The organism is Brenneria goodwinii (assembly GCF_002291445.1).
Classification (GTDB): domain Bacteria; phylum Pseudomonadota; class Gammaproteobacteria; order Enterobacterales; family Enterobacteriaceae; genus Brenneria; species Brenneria goodwinii.
This window is the reverse complement of sequence record NZ_CP014137.1, coordinates 2,443,307-2,463,192: the sequence shown is the minus strand read 5'-3', so window position 1 is coordinate 2,463,192 and position 19,886 is coordinate 2,443,307. Positions and strand designations below refer to the sequence as shown.

Genomic DNA, 19,886 nt, shown 5'->3' with positions numbered 1-19,886 from the left:
AATATGACCGAACAATCAATAAATAAAACGTTGCCTGATGATGGTAAACGGCCTGGCGTATGGCAATTAATCCGTCCTTTTTGGGTATCGTCGGAAAAGTGGCTGGCCATATTGTTAATTGCCGTTATTTTAACGATTAATTTCAGCAATACTTACGCCAGTGTTGCCTTAAATAAGCTACACGGGCAGTTAACCGATGCACTTGTGGCGCTTGACTGGCCGCATATCAGCACCATCATGGTGAAAAGTCTGGCCATCGGTACGGTCTCGACGTTATTGCCGCTGGTCAGCGTATTGTCGATTGATTATCTGACCCTGCGCTGGCGCACCTGGATGACCGCTCGCTACGTGGAGCGTTGGACCCAGCGCTCCACGTATTACCAGTTAGAGCGGGATAATTTAATCAGCAACGGCGATCAGCGTATTGCGGAAGATATCAATCTTTTCACCGACGTCACCATTAACCTGTCCACCAATATTATCCATGTGGTGGTCAATGCCGTGACCTTTACCATTATTTTGTGGGGATTATCCGGCGCCTTGTCTGTCCCCTTGGGGAACGCGACTCTGTCGATCCCCGGTTACATGGTATTTGCCGTCTATTTATATTCATTTTTCCATCTTGCGCTGAGCCACTGGTTGGGTAAGGTGCTGATTGGCGTCAATATGAATAAACAAACGGTGGAAGCGGATTTCCGTTTCCTGGGTATGCAGATGCGTGAAAACGCCGAGCAAATCGCCTTTTTTGGCGGCGGTGAACGCGAGGGGCAACGACTGTTGTCCCGCTTCGACCGGGTACGGGCCAATACTCTGCTGCTGATGCGCAAAACCTTTAAGCTGAGGTTTTTCCAAAGTATGTTCACCCAGGTCTTTTCACCGCTGCCGACTCTGCTGGCGCTGCCGTTATTGTTGTCGGGGAAAATTACTCTGGGTGGCCTAACCCAGATTACCCTGGCGTATGGCACGGTGCTTGGTACGCTCGCCTTTTTCCCTCAGGCTTATCAATCTTTTACTAACTGGATGGCCCTGGCCAACCGGCTGCGGGATATGCTCTGGGCGTTGAATAAGGCCCGCGATCAGCCCGACGGCATCCGGCTGGAAAACCGCGGCGCAGCACTTCGCTGCGCAGGCGTAACCCTGCAACGTCCGGACGGCGCAGTGCTTGCACGTCTGCCGGACTGGCAGGTGGCGGCCGGCGAACGCTGGGTGGTGCGGGGCCGTTCGGGTAGCGGCAAGAGCACTCTGCTGCGCGCTTGCGCTGGGCTATGGCCGTTTGGCGAAGGTGCTATCACCCGTCCTGAGTCGGCGCGCATGCTGTTTTTGCCGCAGAAAAGCTATATCCCGGTCGGCACGTTAAAAAGCGCGCTGGCTTATCCCGACGAACCGGAAGCCTTCACCGAGCAGCAATATCGCCAGGCGCTGGTGGACTGTTGTCTGGCGGAGCGCGTTGATTCGCTTACCCAATTCGAGCGCTGGCAGCAGGTGTTGTCCGGCGGCGAACAGCAGCGGCTGGCGATGGCGCGAGTGCTGTTACACCGCCCGGATATGATCTTTCTTGATGAAGCGACCAGCGCGTTGGATCCGGAAACGGAAAGCCGGCTCTACCAGGCACTGATCGAACAGCTCCCCAACAGCACCATTATCAGTGTGGCCCACCGCAAAGAGCTGGAACGTTTCCACCAGCATATTTTTAACCTGACGCCCGGACAGGGCAGTTAACACCGATACAGGATCCCCCAATGTCAAATAAACCAAACGAGTTAACTGACGTCAGCCTTGATGGCTTTCTGGCTGGCGCAAAACTGCCGGTGCTGATAGACCTGTGGGCGCCGTGGTGCGTGCCTTGCCGCAGTATGTCGCCGATTATCGACAAGCTGGCGAAAAACAGCGCAGGTAAACTGCTGGTGGCCAAGATCGATGTGGAAAAATATCCGGCTATCATGGCGCGCTTTGGCGTGCGCGGTATTCCTACCTTGCTGTTATTCAAGGGCGAGGCGCAACCGGAACGCCAGGTGGGCGCGCTGTCCCAGGGGCAGCTTATCGCCTGGCTGGCCGGGCATCAGGTGGATTTAACCTCGCAGCCGACGGTAAGGCATGCGGAAGCGTTGGAGTGGGCCAGTTTTTATGGCGATGAGGCGTTGCACGATTTTATCGCTCAGCGCGCTATCGGCCATGCCGCGGCGGGTGATATCAGCGTGGGGCTGGGCAGCTTCTGGGCTGACGGCAAAGGCAGCGCGTCGGCCGCGATGGTACACCAGTCCGAGAGTCGCGCTTTTGAGCGGATCACCGGATTGCCGCTTGCTGTTGGGCGGTTGCTCGATATCTGCGGTTATCTGACGGCGGAACAGATGAATGCCCTGTTCGCGGCGCTGCGCGCCGGCAAGGATTACCGGCTGGCGCCGTTGCGCTTTATGCACTGGTGGTTTAGCGAGGAATCGGCGCCCTGGGCCAGCTATTTTCGCGATCCGCAACTGGTGCAGTTGCTCGCACGCTGGCGGGCATTATGCGCCGATCGGCTCGCGGGCCGTGAAACGCCATCCGATGCCTGGGCGGCGGTGGGCGAGCAGGCAGCCTTGTTGCTGCAAGGCTATCAGCGGCCGGATCGCCAACTGGAGCAGATTTTCGCCACGTTGTTACAGCTCCTGTCGCCGGTGCCCGTCACCACCGAGGGCGATCAATGGGGCAATATTGCGATCAACATCCACTGGGCACAGTTCCATCATCTGGAGATCCTCTCAGGCTGGAGTGATGAGGATCGGGCAACGCCCAGCGTACGCATTGGCTGGTTTAAGGAAAAAGAGCGCCAATCCCCGGCCGGCCAATTGACCCCGGACGAGATCGCTTCCCTCAGGGCGGAATGGGCGGCGGGAAACGCGGAGTTCCTCACTAAAGAAAACGCCTTCCATCACGATCTTCCGCAGTTGTTCCTGCCGGTGAAAGCGCGGATGCAGCAGGAATTCAACCGCCTGCTGGCCGAAGCGCCGGACTTTTAACCCATGACCGATGATCCGGAGGCCACCATGGCGAATATCTTTGTGCATAGCCAACAGCAACTGGCGGAGCTGGCCGACAGCGTTATCGCGCAGGCGATGCGGACTGGCGCCTCTGCCGCGCAGGTGATTTTTTCCGAAAGTAACGGCCTGTTGATTGAAATGCGTCAGGGCCGACTGCGGGCGCGTACCCGTGATGCGCAGTCCGGCATGTCGCTGACGGTCTATCGCGGGCAGCACCAGGGCACCACCAGCACCACTGATTTTTCACCGGCGCGCCTGGGCGAGACCGTTCAGGCAGCTTGCCGGATTGCCGGCTATACCGGCGAGGATAAGTTTGCCGGGTTGCCGCCGGCGCGGTATTTATGTCAGGCGCCGCGCGAACTTGATTTATGGCACCCCTGGGAACTGGACGAAACCGGCGCGCAGGCGTTGGCCCACAGCATAGAGAATGGTATCAATTCGGTGGGGGAATGGGTGGTCAGCGATGGCGCCTGGGTACGTTCCAGCCAATCCCAATGGTACCTGATGAACAGCCAGGGATTTGCTCAGGGCGATCGGCAAACCAGCCATGTGATGAGCGCCAAGGCGCTGGCCCGAAAGGCGGGACGTAGCCAACTGGATTTCTGGTATTCACAATCTCATCTTGCGCCGTCGCTGATGGCGCCGGAGGCGATCGGCCAGCACGCAGGGAACGGGGCGCTGGCCGCGCTGGATGTCGCGCCGCTGAGCGGTAGCCGCCGCTGCCCAGTGCTGTTCGATCCGCGCAGCGCCCTGTCGTTACTTGAACATCTGGTGCAGGCGGCTGGCGGCGCGGCGCTATATCGCAACAACAGTTTCCTTGCCGGTCGCCTTGGTCAGCGCATTTTCAATGAGCATATCAGCGTTGAGGAAGATCCGTTTGTCCCGCAGGGATTAGCCAGCCGGGCATTCGATGGCGACGGTATCAGCGGGGTGGCGCGCAGAGTGGTGGAAAATGGCAGCCTGACCGGTTTCTTCCTGTCCGCCTATGCCGCGCGCCGTCTGGGGATGGAACCCACCGGCAACGGTTCCGGGCCGGGCAACTTGATCCTGCGCAGCAGTCGCACCCAGGCCAGCGATAATTTCTCCGCCATGGTGAAAAAACTTCATACCGGCCTGCTGGTAACCAGTTTCAGCGGTGGCGGGGCGCGTTTAATTAACGGGGATTACTCCCGCAGCCTGCGTGGCTTTTGGGTGGAAGAGGGCGAAATTCGCCATGCGGTTGACGGTGTGACCGTGGCGGGCAACCTGGCGGATATCTACCGCAACATCGTGGCCGTCGGCGCCGATACCCTGACTCAAGGCGCGCTGAGCAGCGGTTCCGTATTAATCGACAGCCTGCAGGTGGCGGGGCGTTAAGCCAGAGGAATTTATCATGAGTGAATCAGTAACAACATTGCATCTGGCGCAGGCAAAACAGCAGTTGCTGGAGTCGCACGGCGTCACTGACGCCCATTTGCAGGCGATGATGGATCAGGTGCTGGCGCACCGGATAGACTATGCCGATCTTTTTGTTCAGAGCCTGCGCCGCGAAACCTGGTCGATGGAAAACGGCGTGGTGAGAAGCGGCTCCTTTAATGTCGATCAAGGCTTTGGCCTGCGCGCCGTGGAAGAAGACCAGACGGCATTCGCCTATTCGCAGCATATCGACCAAAAGCATCTACTGGATGCCGCCCGCTCGGTAAAAACCATCGCTGCGCCGGGCAGACGTTGCCAGGTCGCACTGGCGACCGATTCCGCCCATCGGCCTAACTTCATCGCCGACGATCCGTTGTTGACCTATGATGCGGTGCAGAAAATCGGCCTGCTGGAGAACATCAACCACATGGCGCGGGCGATTGATCCGCGGGTGGTGCAGGTGACGGCCAGTCTGGAACTGACCCATTCGGTTAACTATATTCTGCGGCATGATTTCCATCAGGCGGCGGATATTCGGCCGATGTTGGTGTTACGCGTGAGCGTTGTGGTTGAACAACAGGGCGTGCGCGAGACGGCCAGTACCGGCATCGGCGGGCGTGGCGATTTCACTCTGTTCAACGATGAGAATGTGCAGGCTGCACTGCGCGCGATCGTCAATACGGCGTTGATCAATCTGGCGGCGATCGCCGCGCCATCCGGCAGTATGCCGGTAGTGATTGCCGCAGGCTGGCCCGGCATGCTGTTGCATGAGGCGATGGGGCACGGCTTTGAAGGTGACTTTAACCGGCTGGGCACCTCGGTGTATTCCGGGCGCATCGGAGAACGGGTGGCGCAACCCGGCGTGAATATCGTCGACGACGGCACCGTGGCCGGGCAGCGTGGTTCATTGAACGTTGATGATGAAGGCCATCCGGCCCAATGCACTACGCTTATCGAAGACGGTATCCTGAAAGGCTATATGCACGACAGCCTGAGCGCGCGCCTGATGAAGCTGCCGCCGACTGGCAATGGCCGCCGCCAGTCTTACGCGCATTTGCCGATGCCGCGCATGACCAATACCTTTATGCGCAATGGGCAATATGCGCCGGAGGAAATCATTGCTTCGGTGAAACGCGGGCTGTATCTGGCTGATCTGGGTAGCGGCCAGGTGGATATCGTCAGCGGCCAGTACAGTTTCCAGAGCGCACTGGCGTATCTGATTGAAGACGGCAAGATTACCGCGCCGGTTAAAGGCGCCACTCTGACCGGCAACGGTCCGGAAACCCTGAAGTTAATCAGTATGGTCGGCAACGATCTGGCGTTGGATCGCGGTACTGCCGTATGCGGCAAGGCCGGGCAGAGCGTACCCGTCTGCGTAGGGCAACCAACGTTGAAAGTGGACAACCTGGTCGTGGGGGGAACACGTTAGTAGATAACAGCGGCCAGGCTTTAAAAATTTATATTAAAAGGGGTTTTCTGGCGGTACCTGCTCGCAGACCGTCGATCCAGTCTGGAGTCGCGGTGGAGATTACTTTCATACCTACCTCGAAGCGGAATGCGCCTTGGCCGAGAGCGATCACCTCTCCGGCAAGTTCGGAGCCGGGTGTGAATGGGAATTTGAGGGGGAAGTCCCCGGCCGGTTTCCACTACCATTTTGTCGCGGTAGTTCAGCGCCACGGCGTTCACCTTGACCAAAACCTCTCCCGGGCCCACTCCTGGGATCGGGACATCGTTCAACTTCAGGTACTGCCTGCCTATTGCGTTGATTTCCCAGCGTTTCATCGTGCTTCGGCGGGTTGCCCGCTCATCTGGCTGTGGGACGTGCTGATGCTGGCCCAACAGCCGACTCAATGAACTACTGCCTTACGCCGAAAATCACTTCGGTGAGCACTCGCCCCCCACTTTACCTTGCGGGTTGATACCCGCAAGGCGAGTTCGCCGTATGTTTACGCAATGCGTTTTCTATACTTTTTTTATATGGTTATAAATTTTTTTTACTAATGGGTAAGGTTTTCATAAACCGAAGTCATTGGCGTAAAATCTCAAGTAAGTGCTATTTGCAAGAATATAAAATTGCAATTTTTATTCCTGTAGAATAAAAAACAAAAGCAATAAATGAGCCATTATAAATAGATAAACAATTTCGTTTGATTTAAATCAATTAGTTCACATGAACAAATTAATAGCTGGCTAAGGAAATAAAATATTGCATTTAAAAAATATAGACACAAAAAATTAAACAACTTAATGTTTCTTTCATCTGTATAAATACAAACATTTTAATTGTTAGACAACTGTCATTTTATCACTCTTCTATGCGTTTGTATTCTTGTCCTTAGATGATGTTGCTCACGAAAGGACGATCAATTTATTGGTGTTCAGGCAGAAGGGAGCGCATTTATTTTCGAAGCATGGAAGGAAAAAGAAGATATAGCAAAAAAAACGTCTATTGGTGTAAATACCTGAGCAGACAGTTTACAAGCAAAGTTACCCAAAGACAGGGTTAAAGCATTGTCAGCCAGAGTTGATACACGAGGTTTTTTTTATGACCGTCAATGATGAGGAAACTCTTTCTGCAATGGCGGTAATGGCTCTCTCTGTCATCCTGACTAGGCCTGTATCGGTAGCCTCATTAGCCGGGATTATGAAGTTACAGAAAAATGGAGTTATTGCTAAAGATAAAAAGATTGTCATGATTCACACAGGAAGTGGATTGAAGAATATGAATAGTATAGAAAAATTATTTCGACAGCGATTTAGTGGTTTGAATTTAATTCAATGAGGCGATAAATTGGCTATTAATCACTTTATAAAAGATTATTCAAGTTCAGCAATGATAACAGGGTTTATAGCTGTTCTGGTTTCTTATGCAGGGCCTTTTGCTATTGTATTTCAAGCGGCAAATACGATAAATATGCCGGCTGAGTTAGTGACCTCGTGGGTATGGGCTATATCAATAGGTAGTGCTGTAACCGGCATATCACTGAGCCTGTATTATAAAATGCCAATTATTACCGCATGGTCAACACCCGGTGCAGCTTTGCTGGTTGCCAGTTTGGCGCATTACAGGTATGAAGAAGTGGTAGGTGCATTCCTTATTTCTGGTATGTTAATTTTTATTTTAGGGATTACTGGACTATTCCAAAAAATAATGAAGCAGATTCCTTCAACAATCAGTGCTGCTATGTTGGCAGGAATTCTATTTCACTTCGGTGAATCTGTTTTTAAACAACTCGAAGTTAACATGTCATTCGTTCTTCCATTGATTATTTCATATCTTATTGGCAAGCGTTTATATCCCAGATATGCAATATTATCCACGCTCGTTATTGGCTTTGCTCTCGTTGGGTTTGAACGAGGGTTAAATCTAGAAGCGGGAGATTTCTCTTTTGCAACCCCAATATTTACGATGCCTGAATTTTCTACTGCATCGATCATTGGCTTGGCGATCCCGCTATGTATCGTGACTATGACCTCGCAAAACGTTCCTGGGCTAGCGGTGCTTAATGCTGATGGATATCGGCCAAATGCAAACCCACTGATTTATGTTACGGGCTTGATTTCTATTGTGCTTGCTCCGTTTGGCGCTCATGGCATTAATCTTGCCGCAATTACTGCCGCAATATGTACTGGCAGAGAGTCCCATGAGAATGCCGGTAAGAGGTATGCTTCTGGCGTCTTTTGCGGATTTTTCTATCTTATCATCGGGTTATTTGGCGCTGCTGTTGCAAGTGTGTTTTTTATCTTGCCCCAAGCATTGATAGCAACTATTGCAGGCTTGGCGCTATTTTCATCATTAGGTAATGGACTTGCATTGTCCATGCGCAATGAGAAAGAAAGAGAAGCGGCATTAGTCACCTTTTTAGTCACTGTGTCTGGCTTCTCATTTTTTGGCATCGGTTCAGCTTTTTGGGGGCTTATCGGTGGGATGCTGACCCATGTATTGGTTGTTTATCAATTGATCTTACCCAGCAATAGTGGACACGTGACTAAGTGAGTAAACTTCCAACCAGAGGAGACTCGCATGACAAAATCAGCATCAACCAGCAAGAAACCCCGTAAACAACACGCGTCTGAATTTCGCCAGGAAGCCTTAAACTGGCTGAACGTATCGTAGTGCCTTGTTGACCGTGTTTTCACACATTGGTTTATACGGACTATGGTCGCCGGGGAACATCAGTTCCAGATGGCCGAATATCTCTTTAATCTACTTGAGGCCCGCTTATTGATAAGCGTCGCGGATGCCCAACAAAATGCTGATATAATGCCGATCAGTTCCCCGACTAAAGTGGTTCCGCCCGAAAGCATCTCGGGGCTAATTCCGATCGCAAATGCCACGCCAACCATGCCAAGAAAGAGACCGATGAGCCTCATATGATTCAGGCTTTCATCAAGGAAAAAACGCCCCAGCACGGCGACCCAGATAGGATTAGTAAAAAGTAGGATGGCAGCAGTTGAAGCGGAAATATATTGCATAGCCCAGAAAAGCAGACCCATAACAGCTGTTGTCTGAATCAACCCAATTAAAATCACCAGCACAACATCATGAAGTCCTGCCTGGATCGGCCGTAATGCCGCAATCAATTTCCCTTTTTCCAGTAAAACTAAAGGTAGGGTAGCAACTGCAGCGAGAAAGAAACGCCAGCCGACCAGGATCATGGGTGGAAAATTCTGCTGAATAAGGATCTTTCCCACCACGAAGCTAGAGCCCATCAGGAAGGTAGATGCAATCAGAGTAATAAAAAAACTAATATTAGAGGACGAAGTAAAATACCGGAATCGGGACATCAATTTATCTACATCGGGTTTTGATAAATTCCGAAATAAGCACAGCCAATTTTTCTGGTGCATCTTCCGGCAGAAAGTGACCTGCTTCATTAAATACTTCAAACCGACAATTCAACACCAGTCTAAGCTCATTGTTACCTTATTATGTTTATTTAAATATCAGAGCGTATTTATCAGTGAGGCTGAAGCTTATAACATGAGTTTATGTTCATGTTGTGCCTATTGCAGGCCTTGATAAGGGGACACCAGTAATGAGAAATTTACCGCCGACAGCAACATTGCGGGCATTCGAAGTTGCAACACGCCATGCAACTTTTACCGCAGCCTCGGAGGAACTGAATATTACGCAAAGTGCGGTCAGCCATCAGTTAAAGCATCTCGAAGAAATCTGGGGATTGTGCTTGTTTCAGCGTGGTAGAAAATTGCAACTGACGCCCGCTGGTGCAGCGCTTGCTCCTATCATACGGGAGTTTTTCCTGAGCCTGGAAACAACACTTAATGATTTGAGGGAGCAGAAAGGTAAAATTCGACTAAAGGTCAGTACAACTTACTCTTTTGCACTGAAATGGCTACTTCCCAGATTACCTGACTTGTCCCGACTGCATCCGGAAATTTTAATTACCCTGGACACGACGGATAAGGCAATTCATTTTTCAGAGGAAGAGCCAGATGTTGCGATTCGTTTTGGCAATGGACATTATCCTGGCCTGTACTCGGAATTTTTGTTCCGGGAGCAGATTTTTCCGGTTGCCAGCCCTGAACTACTCAGCCGTTTTGGCGTACCCCTGCTACCGATCGAATTATTGCGCTTTCCGTTGCTTACGCGTGACGGAGCAGACCTGGTACCAAAATGGAACCACTGGTTTGAACGGGCTGGTGTTGGTATACCCGCTTTACGAGAATGCGTTAGATTTGCTGATACAAATATGACGATAGAGGCTGCATTGCTTGGCCAGGGGGTTGCTTTAGTCAGGAGCGGACATGTCGAAGCCGAAATCAGCGAAGGTAGCCTGGTCCGGTTGTTTGATCTCCCGTTCATTTCTCCCGCCGCATACTATTTTGTCTGTCCAAAAGGTATTGAATCACAACAGCACGTCATTAACTTCCGCAACTGGTTGTTGGCTGAATCCCATCAGAAATAACTGGGTTATAAGTAATCAGCGTTCTCAGTAATAGGTAGTCTCTCATAAGCCTCCGGTCAAAAATAATATGAGTATTTACTCATACTGGGATGATAAAACTTCGCTTTTAATCGCATGCACGGACGAATAGCATCTGTGCATGCCTAATACCATTATTTTACTCACTCTTTTGGCCGCGTTGTTACATGCCAGCTGGAATGCACTGTTGCGTGGTGGTTCTGACCGGCTCTGGTCGATGACGATTATGTGTATAGCCATCGCCATTGCCAGCGCGATTAGCGCTGTTTTTCTGCCTGCGCCCGCGCCCGCCAGTTGGTTTTATGCGTTGATCTCGGCATTGTTGCATGTTGGTTATAACCTGTGTCTGGTGCGAAGCTATCGTGTAGGCGATCTGGGACAAACGTATCCAGTGGCTCGTGGCTCCTCTCCATTGCTGGTCACTTTGGGAGCGGCTGTTTTTGCCGGTGAGAAAGTTGCGTTAAGCACGCTACTGGGCGTATTTCTGGTATCAGGTGGCATTATTTTTCTCGCCTTCCGGGGCCGTAAGCCGGCGATACCGAGTCTGCCTTACTCGCTGGCGACAGGTTGTTTTATTGCGGCGTATAGTGTTGTCGATGGTATGGGCGTACGCCAGTCCGGCGCGCCACTGTCTTACACCGTATGGATGTGTGCGTTATGGGGCGTGCTGATGCCTGCTTTATATATCATTGTCCGCGATGCAAAGAGTTTATTTCGTTGGCAGCCTGGATTTATGACGGCTTCAGCCGGCGGACTCATTTCGTTGCTGGCTTACGGCATCATTATTTACGCGATGTCGAATGCGCCAATGGGCGCTGTTTCAGCTCTGCGTGAAACCAGCGTGTTGTTCGCAGCAGTCATCGGTTATCTATTTCTTGGCGAATCGCTGTCCGTAAAGAAAATGTTGGCGTGCACTTTAATTGCTATCGGTACGGTACTCATCGGGTAATGGTCGGAAGCATAGAGTGATGCAATCTTGTTGCCGTAAGGCAATACAGGATAATCAGGAGAATGAAACGATGTCTTTGAATCCAAACATTGCGCTTATTGGACCGGGCGCTATCGGCACCACCATCGCAGCGGCGTTGCATGAAGTGGGACGTACACCGACACTTTGCGGTCGTACATCGCATTCACAGCTAAAACTACGCTATGACGGCGGTCAAATTATTGTACCCGGGCCGGTGCAGATCGATTCCGGCGCGATTGTCCGTCCGGTCGACCTGGTTTTTGTTGCCGTAAAGGCGACTCAGGTTAACGCGGCAGCGCCGTGGCTGGCGAACTTATGCAATGAGAACACCGTAGTATGTGCACTACAAAATGGCGTAGAGCAGGTGAGTCAACTTGCGCCTTATGTTTGCGGTGCCACCGTGCTGCCTTCGGTAGTGTGGTTCCCAGCACAGCGAGAACCGGACGCATCCGTATGGCTGCGTGCTGAACCGCGTCTCACTTTGCCAGATGCTTCGCAGGCGAATTTAGTGCTGAGCGCGTTAAAAGGCACGCGTTGTTCAGTCGAACTGGCTGCCGATTTCATCTCCATCGCCTGGCGCAAGCTGCTTCAGAACGCGGTGGCGGGGTTGATGGTGTTGGCGAATCGCCGTGCCGGCATGTACACGCGTGCCGACATCAGTATGCTTGCACTCGCTTATCTGGAGGAATGTCTCACCGTTGCGCGTGCTGAAGGCGCAACGCTAAGTGATAACGTGCTACAGGAAATTGTGGGGGGGTTCCAACGCGCCCCAGCTGATTTGGGCACGTCGATCCTTGCCGACCGTCAGGCGAATCGTCCGCTGGAATGGGATATTCGTAACGGCGTAGTGCAGCGGCGCGGCCGTGCGCATAATATTCCCACTCCGCTCAGTGATGTCATTGTTCCGCTTCTTGCCGCAGGCAGCGACGGGCCGGGGTAATCATGCTAAATGGCGAGTACCCAACGAGAAAACGCCATATACTTTTTCCTTCTTAACCAATGAGCCACTGATGCTCATTAACAGCAAGCAGAGGGAAATTTAATGCAACTGACCGGCAATACGATTCTGATCACGGGGGGAGGGTCCGGTATTGGCCGCGGGCTGGCCGAGGCGCTCCATGCTGCGGGCAATTAGGTGATCATCGCCGGGCGGCGAAAAGAAACGCTGGATGATACCGTCGCAGCAAACCCGGGCATGCATTCCATCGTACTTGATATCGACAGTCCTGAGTCAATCAGGGCCTGTGCCACATCGTTAAAAAGCGACTGGCTCGGGTTAAATGTTGTTTTACATACTGCCGTTATTTTGCACGATCCTGTCAATTTTCTTATCATCACTGCCGCTGGCGGGCCCTTATGAATGAATGCGCCGAGGCGGGCTTTGAGGTTAAGGTGATTTTTCACTGTGAAGGATTAAGCATCGCTCGCGGCAAGCAGACCGGATATGATGATTCAGAATACTATGCCAATATAGGTCAGGTGGCTTCATTGGGAGCTATGGCCAAACATTGAGATACGGAATTATTTATGAACAGGATTCTTCCGTCCTTGTGCGGTATTGTTGAACGTCACTGCACGGATTCGCATCAGTTGACTGCTATTTCAGGCCTTACTTTGTTCAGGATAGAAAATGCGACACGTCCACAGCATCTTATTTATCATCCAAGAATTCTCGTTGTTGCTCAGGGAAGCAAGCGGGTCCAGCTTGGACGCAGTTCATTTTGGCTTAATCCGAAGAAAATTTTAGTGGTGACTGTGGATGTTCCCGTAGCAACACAAATTTACACGGCTACAAATGGCACGCCGCACCTTGCATTTACTCTCGATCTTGATCTATCTGTTCTGGCTGAGGTGTTGCAAGAGGTTCCGACTAAACCCATTAGCTCATGTTCTTTTCCGGGAATTGCGGCGACTACAACGACATTCAACTTGCTCGAACTATTCATGAGGCTGTTAAGACTTCTCGACCAGCCGAACGATATTGAGTTTGTCGCCCCATTGATTGTAAAAGAGATTTATTTTCGCCTGATACAAAGTAACCTAGGCGATGTCCTCACTCAGTTCTCTCTTAACAGGTCTCATGTATTACAAATACGTAAGGTGACAAACTGGATTAAGTTGCACTATGCAAATCCGATGAGCATTGAGACGTTAGCCAATATGGCAAACATGAGCGTCAGTTCGTTTCACCGTCATTTTAAAAATCTCACATTGATGTCCCCAATTCAGTACCGTACTCAGATCCGTCTCCAGGAGGCCCGCCGAATACTCCTGTCGGAGGGCGAAAGGGCAGGCGCAGTCGGGGTGAGCTATGAGAGCCAGTCGCAATTCACCCTGGATTACAAGCGGATGTTCGGTGCTCCACCGGTGACGGATACCACACGGCTAATGACTAATCGAGATCTCGGCGCAACTGTGCTAACCGGCGGAGCCGTTACGCCGACCCTATTGAATCACCGTAGCAAGGATGCATGAAAGCAAAAAGCCCGCTTAAGTTTCCTTAAGCGGGCTTCTTAAATCTGGCTCCCCTGACTGGACTCGAACCAGTGACATACGGATTAACAGTCCGCCGTTCTACCGACTGAACTACAGAGGAATCGTGTGAACGGGGCGCATCATAACGGGGTGCTCAGTGCATGTCAAAGGCGGAAACCACAAATTTGATCTGTTTGGCGAGAGAATGCGCAACTTGCTGCAATTCTGCATCATATCGGTATCTTTAGCGGGTTCTGACGGCGCAAGGCGGCATTTTTCGCGTAGGGGATTTAGCGTGCCCGGTGAAGCGGAAGCGAAGGGCGACGAACGCCGCCCTTGGCGCTATTTATCGGTTAGAACGAACATGCCGTAGGGGTGGATCTGCAAATAATAGCAATCGCCTGGCGTTGGCTGGAGTTGTGTCGCGTTGACTTGCAACAGCAACGATTGACCGTGCCATTCCACCTGTACTTCGTATTGCGGTCCCATGTAAGCAACCTGGGCGATGGTGCAACGTTGGCTTTCATCGCCCTGCTGGCCGAGCGTGATGGCTTCAGGCCGGACGCCAACTGTGCACGCGTTCAGTTCATCGGCAAAACCCTGGGGACGCGGGAGTTTATAGCCATAAATATCTACGCAGTCATGCGAAAGCGTTGCCGGGAATATATTGGCATCCCCCATGAAACTTGCCATAAAGTGCGACGCCGGCTGACGATACAGTTCCTGGGGCGCGCCCAACTGCATGATTTTGCCTTTGTTCATGACCAGAACCATATCGGATACCGCAAAGGCTTCGCTTTGATCGTGTGTGACGTACAGCGAGGTGATATTGAACTGTTGTTGCAACTCGCGGATTTTCTCACGCATGCTGCGGCGCAGGTTGGCGTCCAGGTTACTCAGCGGTTCGTCAAACAGCAGAACTTTGGGTTTGAGGATTAGCGCGCGGGCTAAGGCCACGCGCTGCTGCTGACCGCCGGAGATCTGATCGACAAATCGATCTTCAAATCCATCCAGATCAACCAGCGACAGCGCTTCTTTTACTCGCTCGGTGATTTCCGCTTTCGGGCGTCCCAGCATTTTCAATCCATAGCCAATGTTCTCTCCCAGGGACATGTGCGGAAACAGGGCATAAGATTGGAATACCATACAAATATCACGCTGCTGGATGGAACGGTCGGTCACATCCTCGCCATCAATAAAAATTTGTCCTTCCGTCGGCTTTTCCAGTCCGGCGACCAGGCGTAGTACGGTGGTTTTGCCGCACCCGGATGGGCCAAGCAGCGTGACCATTTTCCCCTGCGGGATAGCCAGATCCAGTGAGTCAATGACGGTGTTGTGACCGAAACGTTTAGTGACCTGCTTCAGTTCAACGAAGTTTTTATGACGGGCGGCGTTAGAAAACGTTCCCGACGCTTTTTTATTTTCAGTATTCAAGATAATCACTCCGCTTAGTCACTGTTCTGGGCTTTGGTACGGGAAACTCGCGCGTCGCCAACCAGATAGTCAAACAGGAAAATAATGGCCAGCATGACCACAATCAGAATTGAGCCGTAGGCGATCGCCATGCCGTATTCGCCATCTTCCACCCGGTTAAGAATGTAGGAGGTTGCAACACGGGTATCCGGCGTAACCAGGAAGATAATGGCGCTGACGGTGGTAATGGCGCGCACGAAGCTGTAAATCAGAGCCGATAGGATCGCCGGGCGCAGCAGCGGCAGCAGAATGTAAAATACAGTGCGCATTGAACCCGCCCGCAGGCTGAGCGAAGCCTCATCCAGCGATTTATCCAACTGACCCAGCCCGGCGATTCCGGCGCGGATGCCGACCGGCACGTTGCGCATCACCATCGAAATGATCACGATGGCGGCGGTGCCCGTCAGGTATATCGGCGCGTTGTTAAACGCCAGGATATAGGACACCCCGGCAACGGTTCCCGGTACGGCGAAACACAGCATGGTGGTGAACTCAATGGTTTTTTTGCCGTAGAATTGCTGGCGCACCACGATGTAGGCGATGAGTAGCCCCAACATGGCGGTGATTGGCGCGGCGATGCCGGCGAATAGCAGGGTATCGAGCATGGAAGGCCAGGCGCCGTCGCTAAAACCTTGACCGAACAGCTTGATAAAGTTGTTCAGCGTCAGGGTATAGTCGACTCCCCAGTTAACGGTGAAACTGCCGTAGAAGATGCTGCCGTACAGCAAGAAATTAAAGGCGATCCATATATAAAGCAGAATACAAACGATCCACTCCAGCGAGATCGGCAACGGCTGAACATCGCCGCGGTAGGATTTACCGGAGATGGTGACGTAGGAGCGTTTCCCTATCCAGAGATACTGGATACAGAACACCGCCAGCGAGAATAACAGCAGGATAACGCCAAGCGTACTGGCCGCCTGATAGTCCAATTGTGCGCCGGTAATGTAGAAGTAGATCTGAGTGGCGAGCACATCGAAGTTACCGCCCAGCACCAGCGGGTTGCTGAAATCCGCCAGTGATTGCACGATGACAATCAGAAATGAGTTGGCCAGTGCCGGTTTCAGCAGCGGCAGAAATACCCGCTGAAAGGTTTGCCAGCGATTGGCGCGCAGCGTGTATGAGGCTTCTTCCAGCGACGGATGGATGGTTTTAATCGCCCCTTCCAGGATCATAAAAGACATGGGGGTAAAAGCCAGCACCTGCGCCAGCCAGATCCCGGTGAAACCGTAGAGCCAGTTGGTATTGGTTAATCCGAACCAGGTGACCATCAGTTCGGTGATATAACCGGAACGGCCCATCATCAGGGTTACGCCCAGCCCAACGACGAAGGGCGGCGTGACAATCGGCAGGATAGAGAATACCCGGCCGATAAAGGCGGTGCGCCGGGCAATGCGCGAGGTGTAAATCGCCAGCACCATACCGAAAAACGTGCAGCCGATGCCTACCGCGGCCGCCAGCAAGAACGAGTTCCAGATCACCTGTAAAATATGGGCCTGTCGCAGAACCTGCATAAACAGCAGCGGGGCAAATTCACCGCTGTCGCTGGTAAACATCGGGATGAAAATGGCAATGCTGGGGTAAAGAATAAACGCCCCGATCAACACAATAATACTGACCAGCGAGCCGATAACGAATCGATCGCCTCCCAGCCAGTCAAGCCGCGACAGCGACAGGGTGATGACGGCTGCCAACGCGATAAACAGCGGAATGGCGGCATAGCCCATTCCTCGGCCTTCAACCGTGGCGCTGATCACCACAAATAGGGCGCATAACAGCGCGTAGGCGGCATCGAAGCGATGTCTGCCGCGCTGTTCTCGGCCGGCGGCGGTTAGCGGACGACAAAGCAGAACCAGCGGCAGTAAAAACCATAGCAGGCTGATGTTCAGATTTGACCAGCTATAAGCGGCCAATAGCTCATCGCTGGTGACGTCAAACAGACCGTAGTCCAGGCTCCAGGCCGGCAGCAGCAGAAAGGCGGCCGCTATCAGCGCCAGCCACAGGAAGATGGGATCCCGTTTCTGCGGCGGCGCAAGTGTTAAGGTGTGTGACATGATGGATTCCCTGGTGTTGTCATCATTTATTAAGTGGGGTTATTTATTTGTTATTGTCGTTGGTGTTTATGCTGTCGGGCCGGCGGATGAGCCGATCGCCGCAGTCCCGCTGTTTCTGGCTCATCCGCTTGTTATTTAACCCATAAATGACTATTTACCCATTTTGACTTCGTTAACCCATTTGGAAATCAGCTCCTTACGAACGTCGGATGCGCCGTATTTATCCATGTCGTAGTTGATCAGTTTCAGATCCTGCAGCCTCAGGGAAAGTGGAGAGGCTTCGGCCGTGGTATTGGTCAGGATCTGGTAAGACTGGCCTTTCTGCCAGGAAAGCTCCTGAGCTTCTTTCGATAGCGCCCAATCCACGAATAGTTTGGCGTTATCCATATTCCGCGCGCCTTTCAGGATACTGACGCCGCCGATTTCATAACCGGTGCCTTCACACGGGGAAATCAGCGTGATTGGCGCGCCTTTCTCTTTTTCCAGCGAGTAGTCATGCAGGAAACCGATGCCGATGGCGGTTTCGCCTCGGGCGGTGTTACGCGCGGGCGCCACGCCGGATTTGGTGTATTGGGAGATGTTGACGTTCAGCTTTTTCAGGTAATCAAATGCCTGATCTTCTCCCCATAATTGAGAGAACGTTGCCAGCGCGGTATAGGCGGTGCCGGAACTTTGCGGATCGGCCACCTGGATTTCACTTTTGTAAATCGGATCGATTAAATCTTTCCAGCATTGCGGAACCGGCAGGTTTTTCTCTTTCAGCCGCTCGGTATTCACCCCAAAGCCCAGAATGCCGACATAGACGGCGGATGAGTAGTTGCCTTTACGTTTGGCCGGGTCGCGGAATTGCGGCAAAATCTGTTCCAGATTAGGGGACTTGTAGGGTTCCAGCAGATCCATTTCGCCGCCCTGAGATTGTGGATCCAGCGTTCCGCCATACCAGACATCGGCCTGCGGGTTTCGTTTCTCCGCGTCGACTTTCGCCAGCGTGCTGCCGGAACTATTGCGAATAAATGAGGTTCTGACGTCATATTTTTCACTAAATGCTTTGACTTCCTCCTCGCAGAAGGCATTTGTGGCGCTACAGTAAACCACCAGACGCCCGGCCGCCTGGGATGTTGTAGACACGGCCGCCAGCGTAATCCCGGCGGCGATTAGAGAGGTGAGGGTAGAGAGTTTCATTATTTTTCCTTATCAGATTGTAGGGTTACCGCCCGCATTACAGCGATTTCAATGTTTCCCGCTGGCTAACGCCGGCCATCAGCAGTGGCATCAGCAATAGTCCGATGCAGGCGGATGCCAGCGCCAGTAGGGTAAAAAATCCAGACCAACCGGCGTGTTGCAGTACCTGCGCCAGCGGCCAACCCGCCAATGCCGCGCCCAGATAGGCGAACAGGGCCAGAAATCCGGTGACGGTGCCGGCCGCGTCTTTATGGCTGTACTCGGTGGCCGCCAGGCCAATCAGCATCTGTGGTCCAAAAACGAAAAAACCGATGCTGAAAAAACACATCGCCAGCAGCGAAGCATGGTGCACCGGTGTCAGCCACAGGGCGGTCATGGTCAGAAACAGCCCCAATGAAAACAGCAGGATCATTGGCGCGCGTTGACCGCGAAACAGCAGATCCGATCCCCAGCCCGCAAACAACGCGCCTATCAGCCCGCCCAGTTCAAACAGGGATAGCGTGGCGTTCGCGCTGAGCAGATTGAAACCGTGGCTTTCCGCCAGCCAGATATTTCCCCAGTCGTTCAGGGCGATGCGAATCAGGTACACCAGAATGTAAGAAATCCCCAGCAGCCAGATGGTCCGATTACGCAGAATCGTATCCCGCAGAATCCGCCGCATCGGCATCGGCGGACTTTGCTGTTCCTGACGGATTTCCAGCGCATCCCGTCGCCATTGCCCAACGCTCGGCAGCCCCTGCTGCTGTGGTTTGTCGCATAGCTGCCAACACAGCCACAGCCCAATAACGATGCCGATGATCCCCGGCACCAGTAACGCCGCCTGCCATCCCCATTCCGCAGCCAGATAGCCGGCCAATAAAGGCACCGCCGCGCCGCCGATGTTGATTGAGGTGTTCCAGCATCCCCACCAGAAGCCGCGTTCATTGCGCGAATACCAACTGGTCAGCAGCCTGGCGCAGGGCGGCCAGCCCCATCCCTGAAAAAAACCGTTCAACGCCCAGACAATCAGCAATCCGCCGAGCGACTGGCAGAAGATAAATAGAATGTTCAATATCCCGGTAATCAACAGCCCGACGCCCATAAACCAACGGACCTGACAGCGATCGCACACCATGCCGGAGATAAACTTTGATGCGCCGTAACACAGATAAAATAACGTTCCCAGCAGGCCGATATCGTCTTTACTCAGCCCTAATTCCAACTGGATTACCGGCATGGCGAAATTCACGCTACGCCGCGTCAGATAAAATGTGGCGTATCCGACGATCATCGAAATCAGCAGCCTCGGCCGCCAATAACGGTAACGAAGGCTGATTTGTGTCGATGATAGCGTTGTCGTGTCCATGGATACCTCGATTGGCTATGGCGTAAGAGT

Annotated in this window: 18 protein-coding genes and 1 tRNA gene; 12 read left to right on the top strand and 7 right to left on the bottom strand. The window is 52.6% G+C overall.

From position 1 onward, the window contains the following. Positions 1–3 precede the first annotated feature (3 nt). From ACN28R_RS11020 to tldD, 4 genes are read left to right on the top strand one after another with little or no spacing between them, the layout of a single operon-like run. On the top strand, positions 4–1,719 hold the full coding sequence (locus ACN28R_RS11020; protein WP_048639494.1) for an ABC transporter ATP-binding protein/permease: 1,716 nt from the start codon (positions 4–6) through the stop codon (positions 1,717–1,719). 20 nt (positions 1,720–1,739) lie between these two features. Further along, complete coding sequence (locus ACN28R_RS11015) at positions 1,740–2,993, top strand: thioredoxin family protein (protein WP_095834416.1); 1,254 nt, start codon at positions 1,740–1,742, stop codon at positions 2,991–2,993. A 3-nt stretch (positions 2,994–2,996) separates the two neighbouring features. After that, positions 2,997–4,370, top strand: a complete 1,374-nt coding sequence (locus ACN28R_RS11010; protein ID WP_236840215.1) for a TldD/PmbA family protein — start codon at positions 2,997–2,999, stop codon at positions 4,368–4,370. A 16-nt stretch (positions 4,371–4,386) separates the two neighbouring features. Continuing rightward, the gene (gene tldD, locus ACN28R_RS11005; RefSeq protein WP_095834415.1) at positions 4,387–5,838 is read left to right on the top strand and encodes a metalloprotease TldD; all 1,452 of its coding nucleotides are present in this window, start codon (positions 4,387–4,389) and stop codon (positions 5,836–5,838) included. Between the two features lie 28 nt (positions 5,839–5,866). Here tldD and ACN28R_RS11000 read toward each other — a convergent pair whose 3' ends face one another. Then, entirely contained in the window at positions 5,867–5,989 is a 123-nt protein-coding gene (locus tag ACN28R_RS11000) for a hypothetical protein (protein WP_236840214.1), read from the bottom strand. A gap of 25 nt (positions 5,990–6,014) precedes the next feature. Between ACN28R_RS11000 and ACN28R_RS10995 the strand changes: the two genes are divergently transcribed. From ACN28R_RS10995 to ACN28R_RS10985, 3 genes are all read left to right on the top strand, one after another. Continuing rightward, entirely contained in the window at positions 6,015–6,263 is a 249-nt protein-coding gene (locus ACN28R_RS10995; protein ID WP_236840213.1) for a hypothetical protein, read from the top strand. A 691-nt stretch (positions 6,264–6,954) separates the two neighbouring features. After that, on the top strand, positions 6,955–7,191 hold the full coding sequence (locus ACN28R_RS10990) for a hypothetical protein (protein ID WP_048639489.1): 237 nt from the start codon (positions 6,955–6,957) through the stop codon (positions 7,189–7,191). Positions 7,192–7,200: 9 nt separating this feature from the next. After that, a complete protein-coding gene (locus ACN28R_RS10985; RefSeq protein WP_236840212.1) occupies positions 7,201–8,406 on the top strand; it encodes a benzoate/H(+) symporter BenE family transporter in 1,206 nt (401 codons plus the stop codon). A 179-nt stretch (positions 8,407–8,585) separates the two neighbouring features. Here the strand turns inward: ACN28R_RS10985 and ACN28R_RS10980 are convergent, their stop codons facing one another. Continuing rightward, the gene (locus tag ACN28R_RS10980; RefSeq protein ID WP_095835782.1) at positions 8,586–9,197 is read right to left on the bottom strand and encodes a DMT family transporter; all 612 of its coding nucleotides are present in this window, start codon (positions 9,195–9,197) and stop codon (positions 8,586–8,588) included. Between the two features lie 251 nt (positions 9,198–9,448). Here ACN28R_RS10980 and ACN28R_RS10975 point away from each other — a divergent pair, with 251 nt between their 5' ends. The 4 genes from ACN28R_RS10975 (at position 9,449) to ACN28R_RS10960 (ending at position 13,802) form a co-directional block, all read left to right on the top strand. Next, the gene (locus ACN28R_RS10975; protein WP_095834414.1) at positions 9,449–10,339 is read left to right on the top strand and encodes a LysR substrate-binding domain-containing protein; all 891 of its coding nucleotides are present in this window, start codon (positions 9,449–9,451) and stop codon (positions 10,337–10,339) included. A gap of 139 nt (positions 10,340–10,478) precedes the next feature. After that, positions 10,479–11,306: a DMT family transporter gene (locus ACN28R_RS10970; RefSeq protein WP_095834413.1), complete on the top strand. Its 828-nt coding sequence runs from the start codon at positions 10,479–10,481 to the stop codon at positions 11,304–11,306. A 70-nt stretch (positions 11,307–11,376) separates the two neighbouring features. Next, entirely contained in the window at positions 11,377–12,267 is an 891-nt protein-coding gene (locus ACN28R_RS10965; RefSeq protein ID WP_095834412.1) for an oxidoreductase, read from the top strand. A 587-nt stretch (positions 12,268–12,854) separates the two neighbouring features. Continuing rightward, positions 12,855–13,802, top strand: coding sequence for an AraC family transcriptional regulator (locus ACN28R_RS10960; RefSeq protein WP_095834411.1), 948 nt, complete (start codon positions 12,855–12,857; stop codon positions 13,800–13,802). A 45-nt stretch (positions 13,803–13,847) separates the two neighbouring features. Here the strand turns inward: ACN28R_RS10960 and ACN28R_RS10955 are convergent. From ACN28R_RS10955 to ACN28R_RS10945, 3 genes are all read right to left on the bottom strand, one after another. Beyond that, a tRNA-Asn gene (locus tag ACN28R_RS10955) sits at positions 13,848–13,923 on the bottom strand. A gap of 221 nt (positions 13,924–14,144) precedes the next feature. Continuing rightward, entirely contained in the window at positions 14,145–15,245 is a 1,101-nt protein-coding gene (gene fbpC, locus ACN28R_RS10950) for a ferric ABC transporter ATP-binding protein (RefSeq protein ID WP_375153880.1), read from the bottom strand. Between the two features lie 5 nt (positions 15,246–15,250). Further along, on the bottom strand, positions 15,251–17,329 hold the full coding sequence (locus tag ACN28R_RS10945; protein ID WP_095834409.1) for an ABC transporter permease: 2,079 nt from the start codon (positions 17,327–17,329) through the stop codon (positions 15,251–15,253). Here ACN28R_RS10945 and ACN28R_RS10940 point away from each other — a divergent pair. Then, complete coding sequence (locus ACN28R_RS10940) at positions 17,328–17,468, top strand: hypothetical protein (protein WP_183092143.1); 141 nt, start codon at positions 17,328–17,330, stop codon at positions 17,466–17,468. The two genes, ACN28R_RS10945 and ACN28R_RS10940, sit on opposite strands and share 2 nt — an antisense overlap. Positions 17,469–17,479: 11 nt before the next feature. Here ACN28R_RS10940 and ACN28R_RS10935 read toward each other — a convergent pair whose 3' ends face one another. After that, a complete protein-coding gene (locus ACN28R_RS10935; RefSeq protein ID WP_048639482.1) occupies positions 17,480–18,511 on the bottom strand; it encodes an ABC transporter substrate-binding protein in 1,032 nt (343 codons plus the stop codon). A 37-nt stretch (positions 18,512–18,548) separates the two neighbouring features. Continuing rightward, positions 18,549–19,856 (bottom strand): MFS transporter family glucose-6-phosphate receptor UhpC, encoded by a 1,308-nt coding sequence (gene uhpC, locus ACN28R_RS10930; protein ID WP_048639481.1) that lies wholly within the window; start codon positions 19,854–19,856, stop codon positions 18,549–18,551. Positions 19,857–19,886 lie beyond the last annotated feature (30 nt).

Coding starts and splice junctions, on each gene's coding strand:
- ACN28R_RS11020 (WP_048639494.1), top strand. CDS start 4: ATGACCGAACAATCAATAAATAAAACGTTGCCTGATGATGGTAAACGG.
- ACN28R_RS11015 (WP_095834416.1), top strand. CDS start 1,740: ATGTCAAATAAACCAAACGAGTTAACTGACGTCAGCCTTGATGGCTTT.
- ACN28R_RS11010 (WP_236840215.1), top strand. CDS start 2,997: ATGACCGATGATCCGGAGGCCACCATGGCGAATATCTTTGTGCATAGC.
- tldD (WP_095834415.1), top strand. CDS start 4,387: ATGAGTGAATCAGTAACAACATTGCATCTGGCGCAGGCAAAACAGCAG.
- ACN28R_RS10990 (WP_048639489.1), top strand. CDS start 6,955: ATGACCGTCAATGATGAGGAAACTCTTTCTGCAATGGCGGTAATGGCT.
- ACN28R_RS10980 (WP_095835782.1), bottom strand. CDS start 9,197: ATGTCCCGATTCCGGTATTTTACTTCGTCCTCTAATATTAGTTTTTTT.
- ACN28R_RS10975 (WP_095834414.1), top strand. CDS start 9,449: ATGAGAAATTTACCGCCGACAGCAACATTGCGGGCATTCGAAGTTGCA.
- ACN28R_RS10970 (WP_095834413.1), top strand. CDS start 10,479: ATGCCTAATACCATTATTTTACTCACTCTTTTGGCCGCGTTGTTACAT.
- ACN28R_RS10965 (WP_095834412.1), top strand. CDS start 11,377: ATGTCTTTGAATCCAAACATTGCGCTTATTGGACCGGGCGCTATCGGC.
- ACN28R_RS10960 (WP_095834411.1), top strand. CDS start 12,855: ATGAACAGGATTCTTCCGTCCTTGTGCGGTATTGTTGAACGTCACTGC.
- ACN28R_RS10940 (WP_183092143.1), top strand. CDS start 17,328: ATGATGGATTCCCTGGTGTTGTCATCATTTATTAAGTGGGGTTATTTA.
- ACN28R_RS10945 (WP_095834409.1), bottom strand. CDS start 17,329: ATGTCACACACCTTAACACTTGCGCCGCCGCAGAAACGGGATCCCATC.
- ACN28R_RS10935 (WP_048639482.1), bottom strand. CDS start 18,511: ATGAAACTCTCTACCCTCACCTCTCTAATCGCCGCCGGGATTACGCTG.
- uhpC (WP_048639481.1), bottom strand. CDS start 19,856: ATGGACACGACAACGCTATCATCGACACAAATCAGCCTTCGTTACCGT.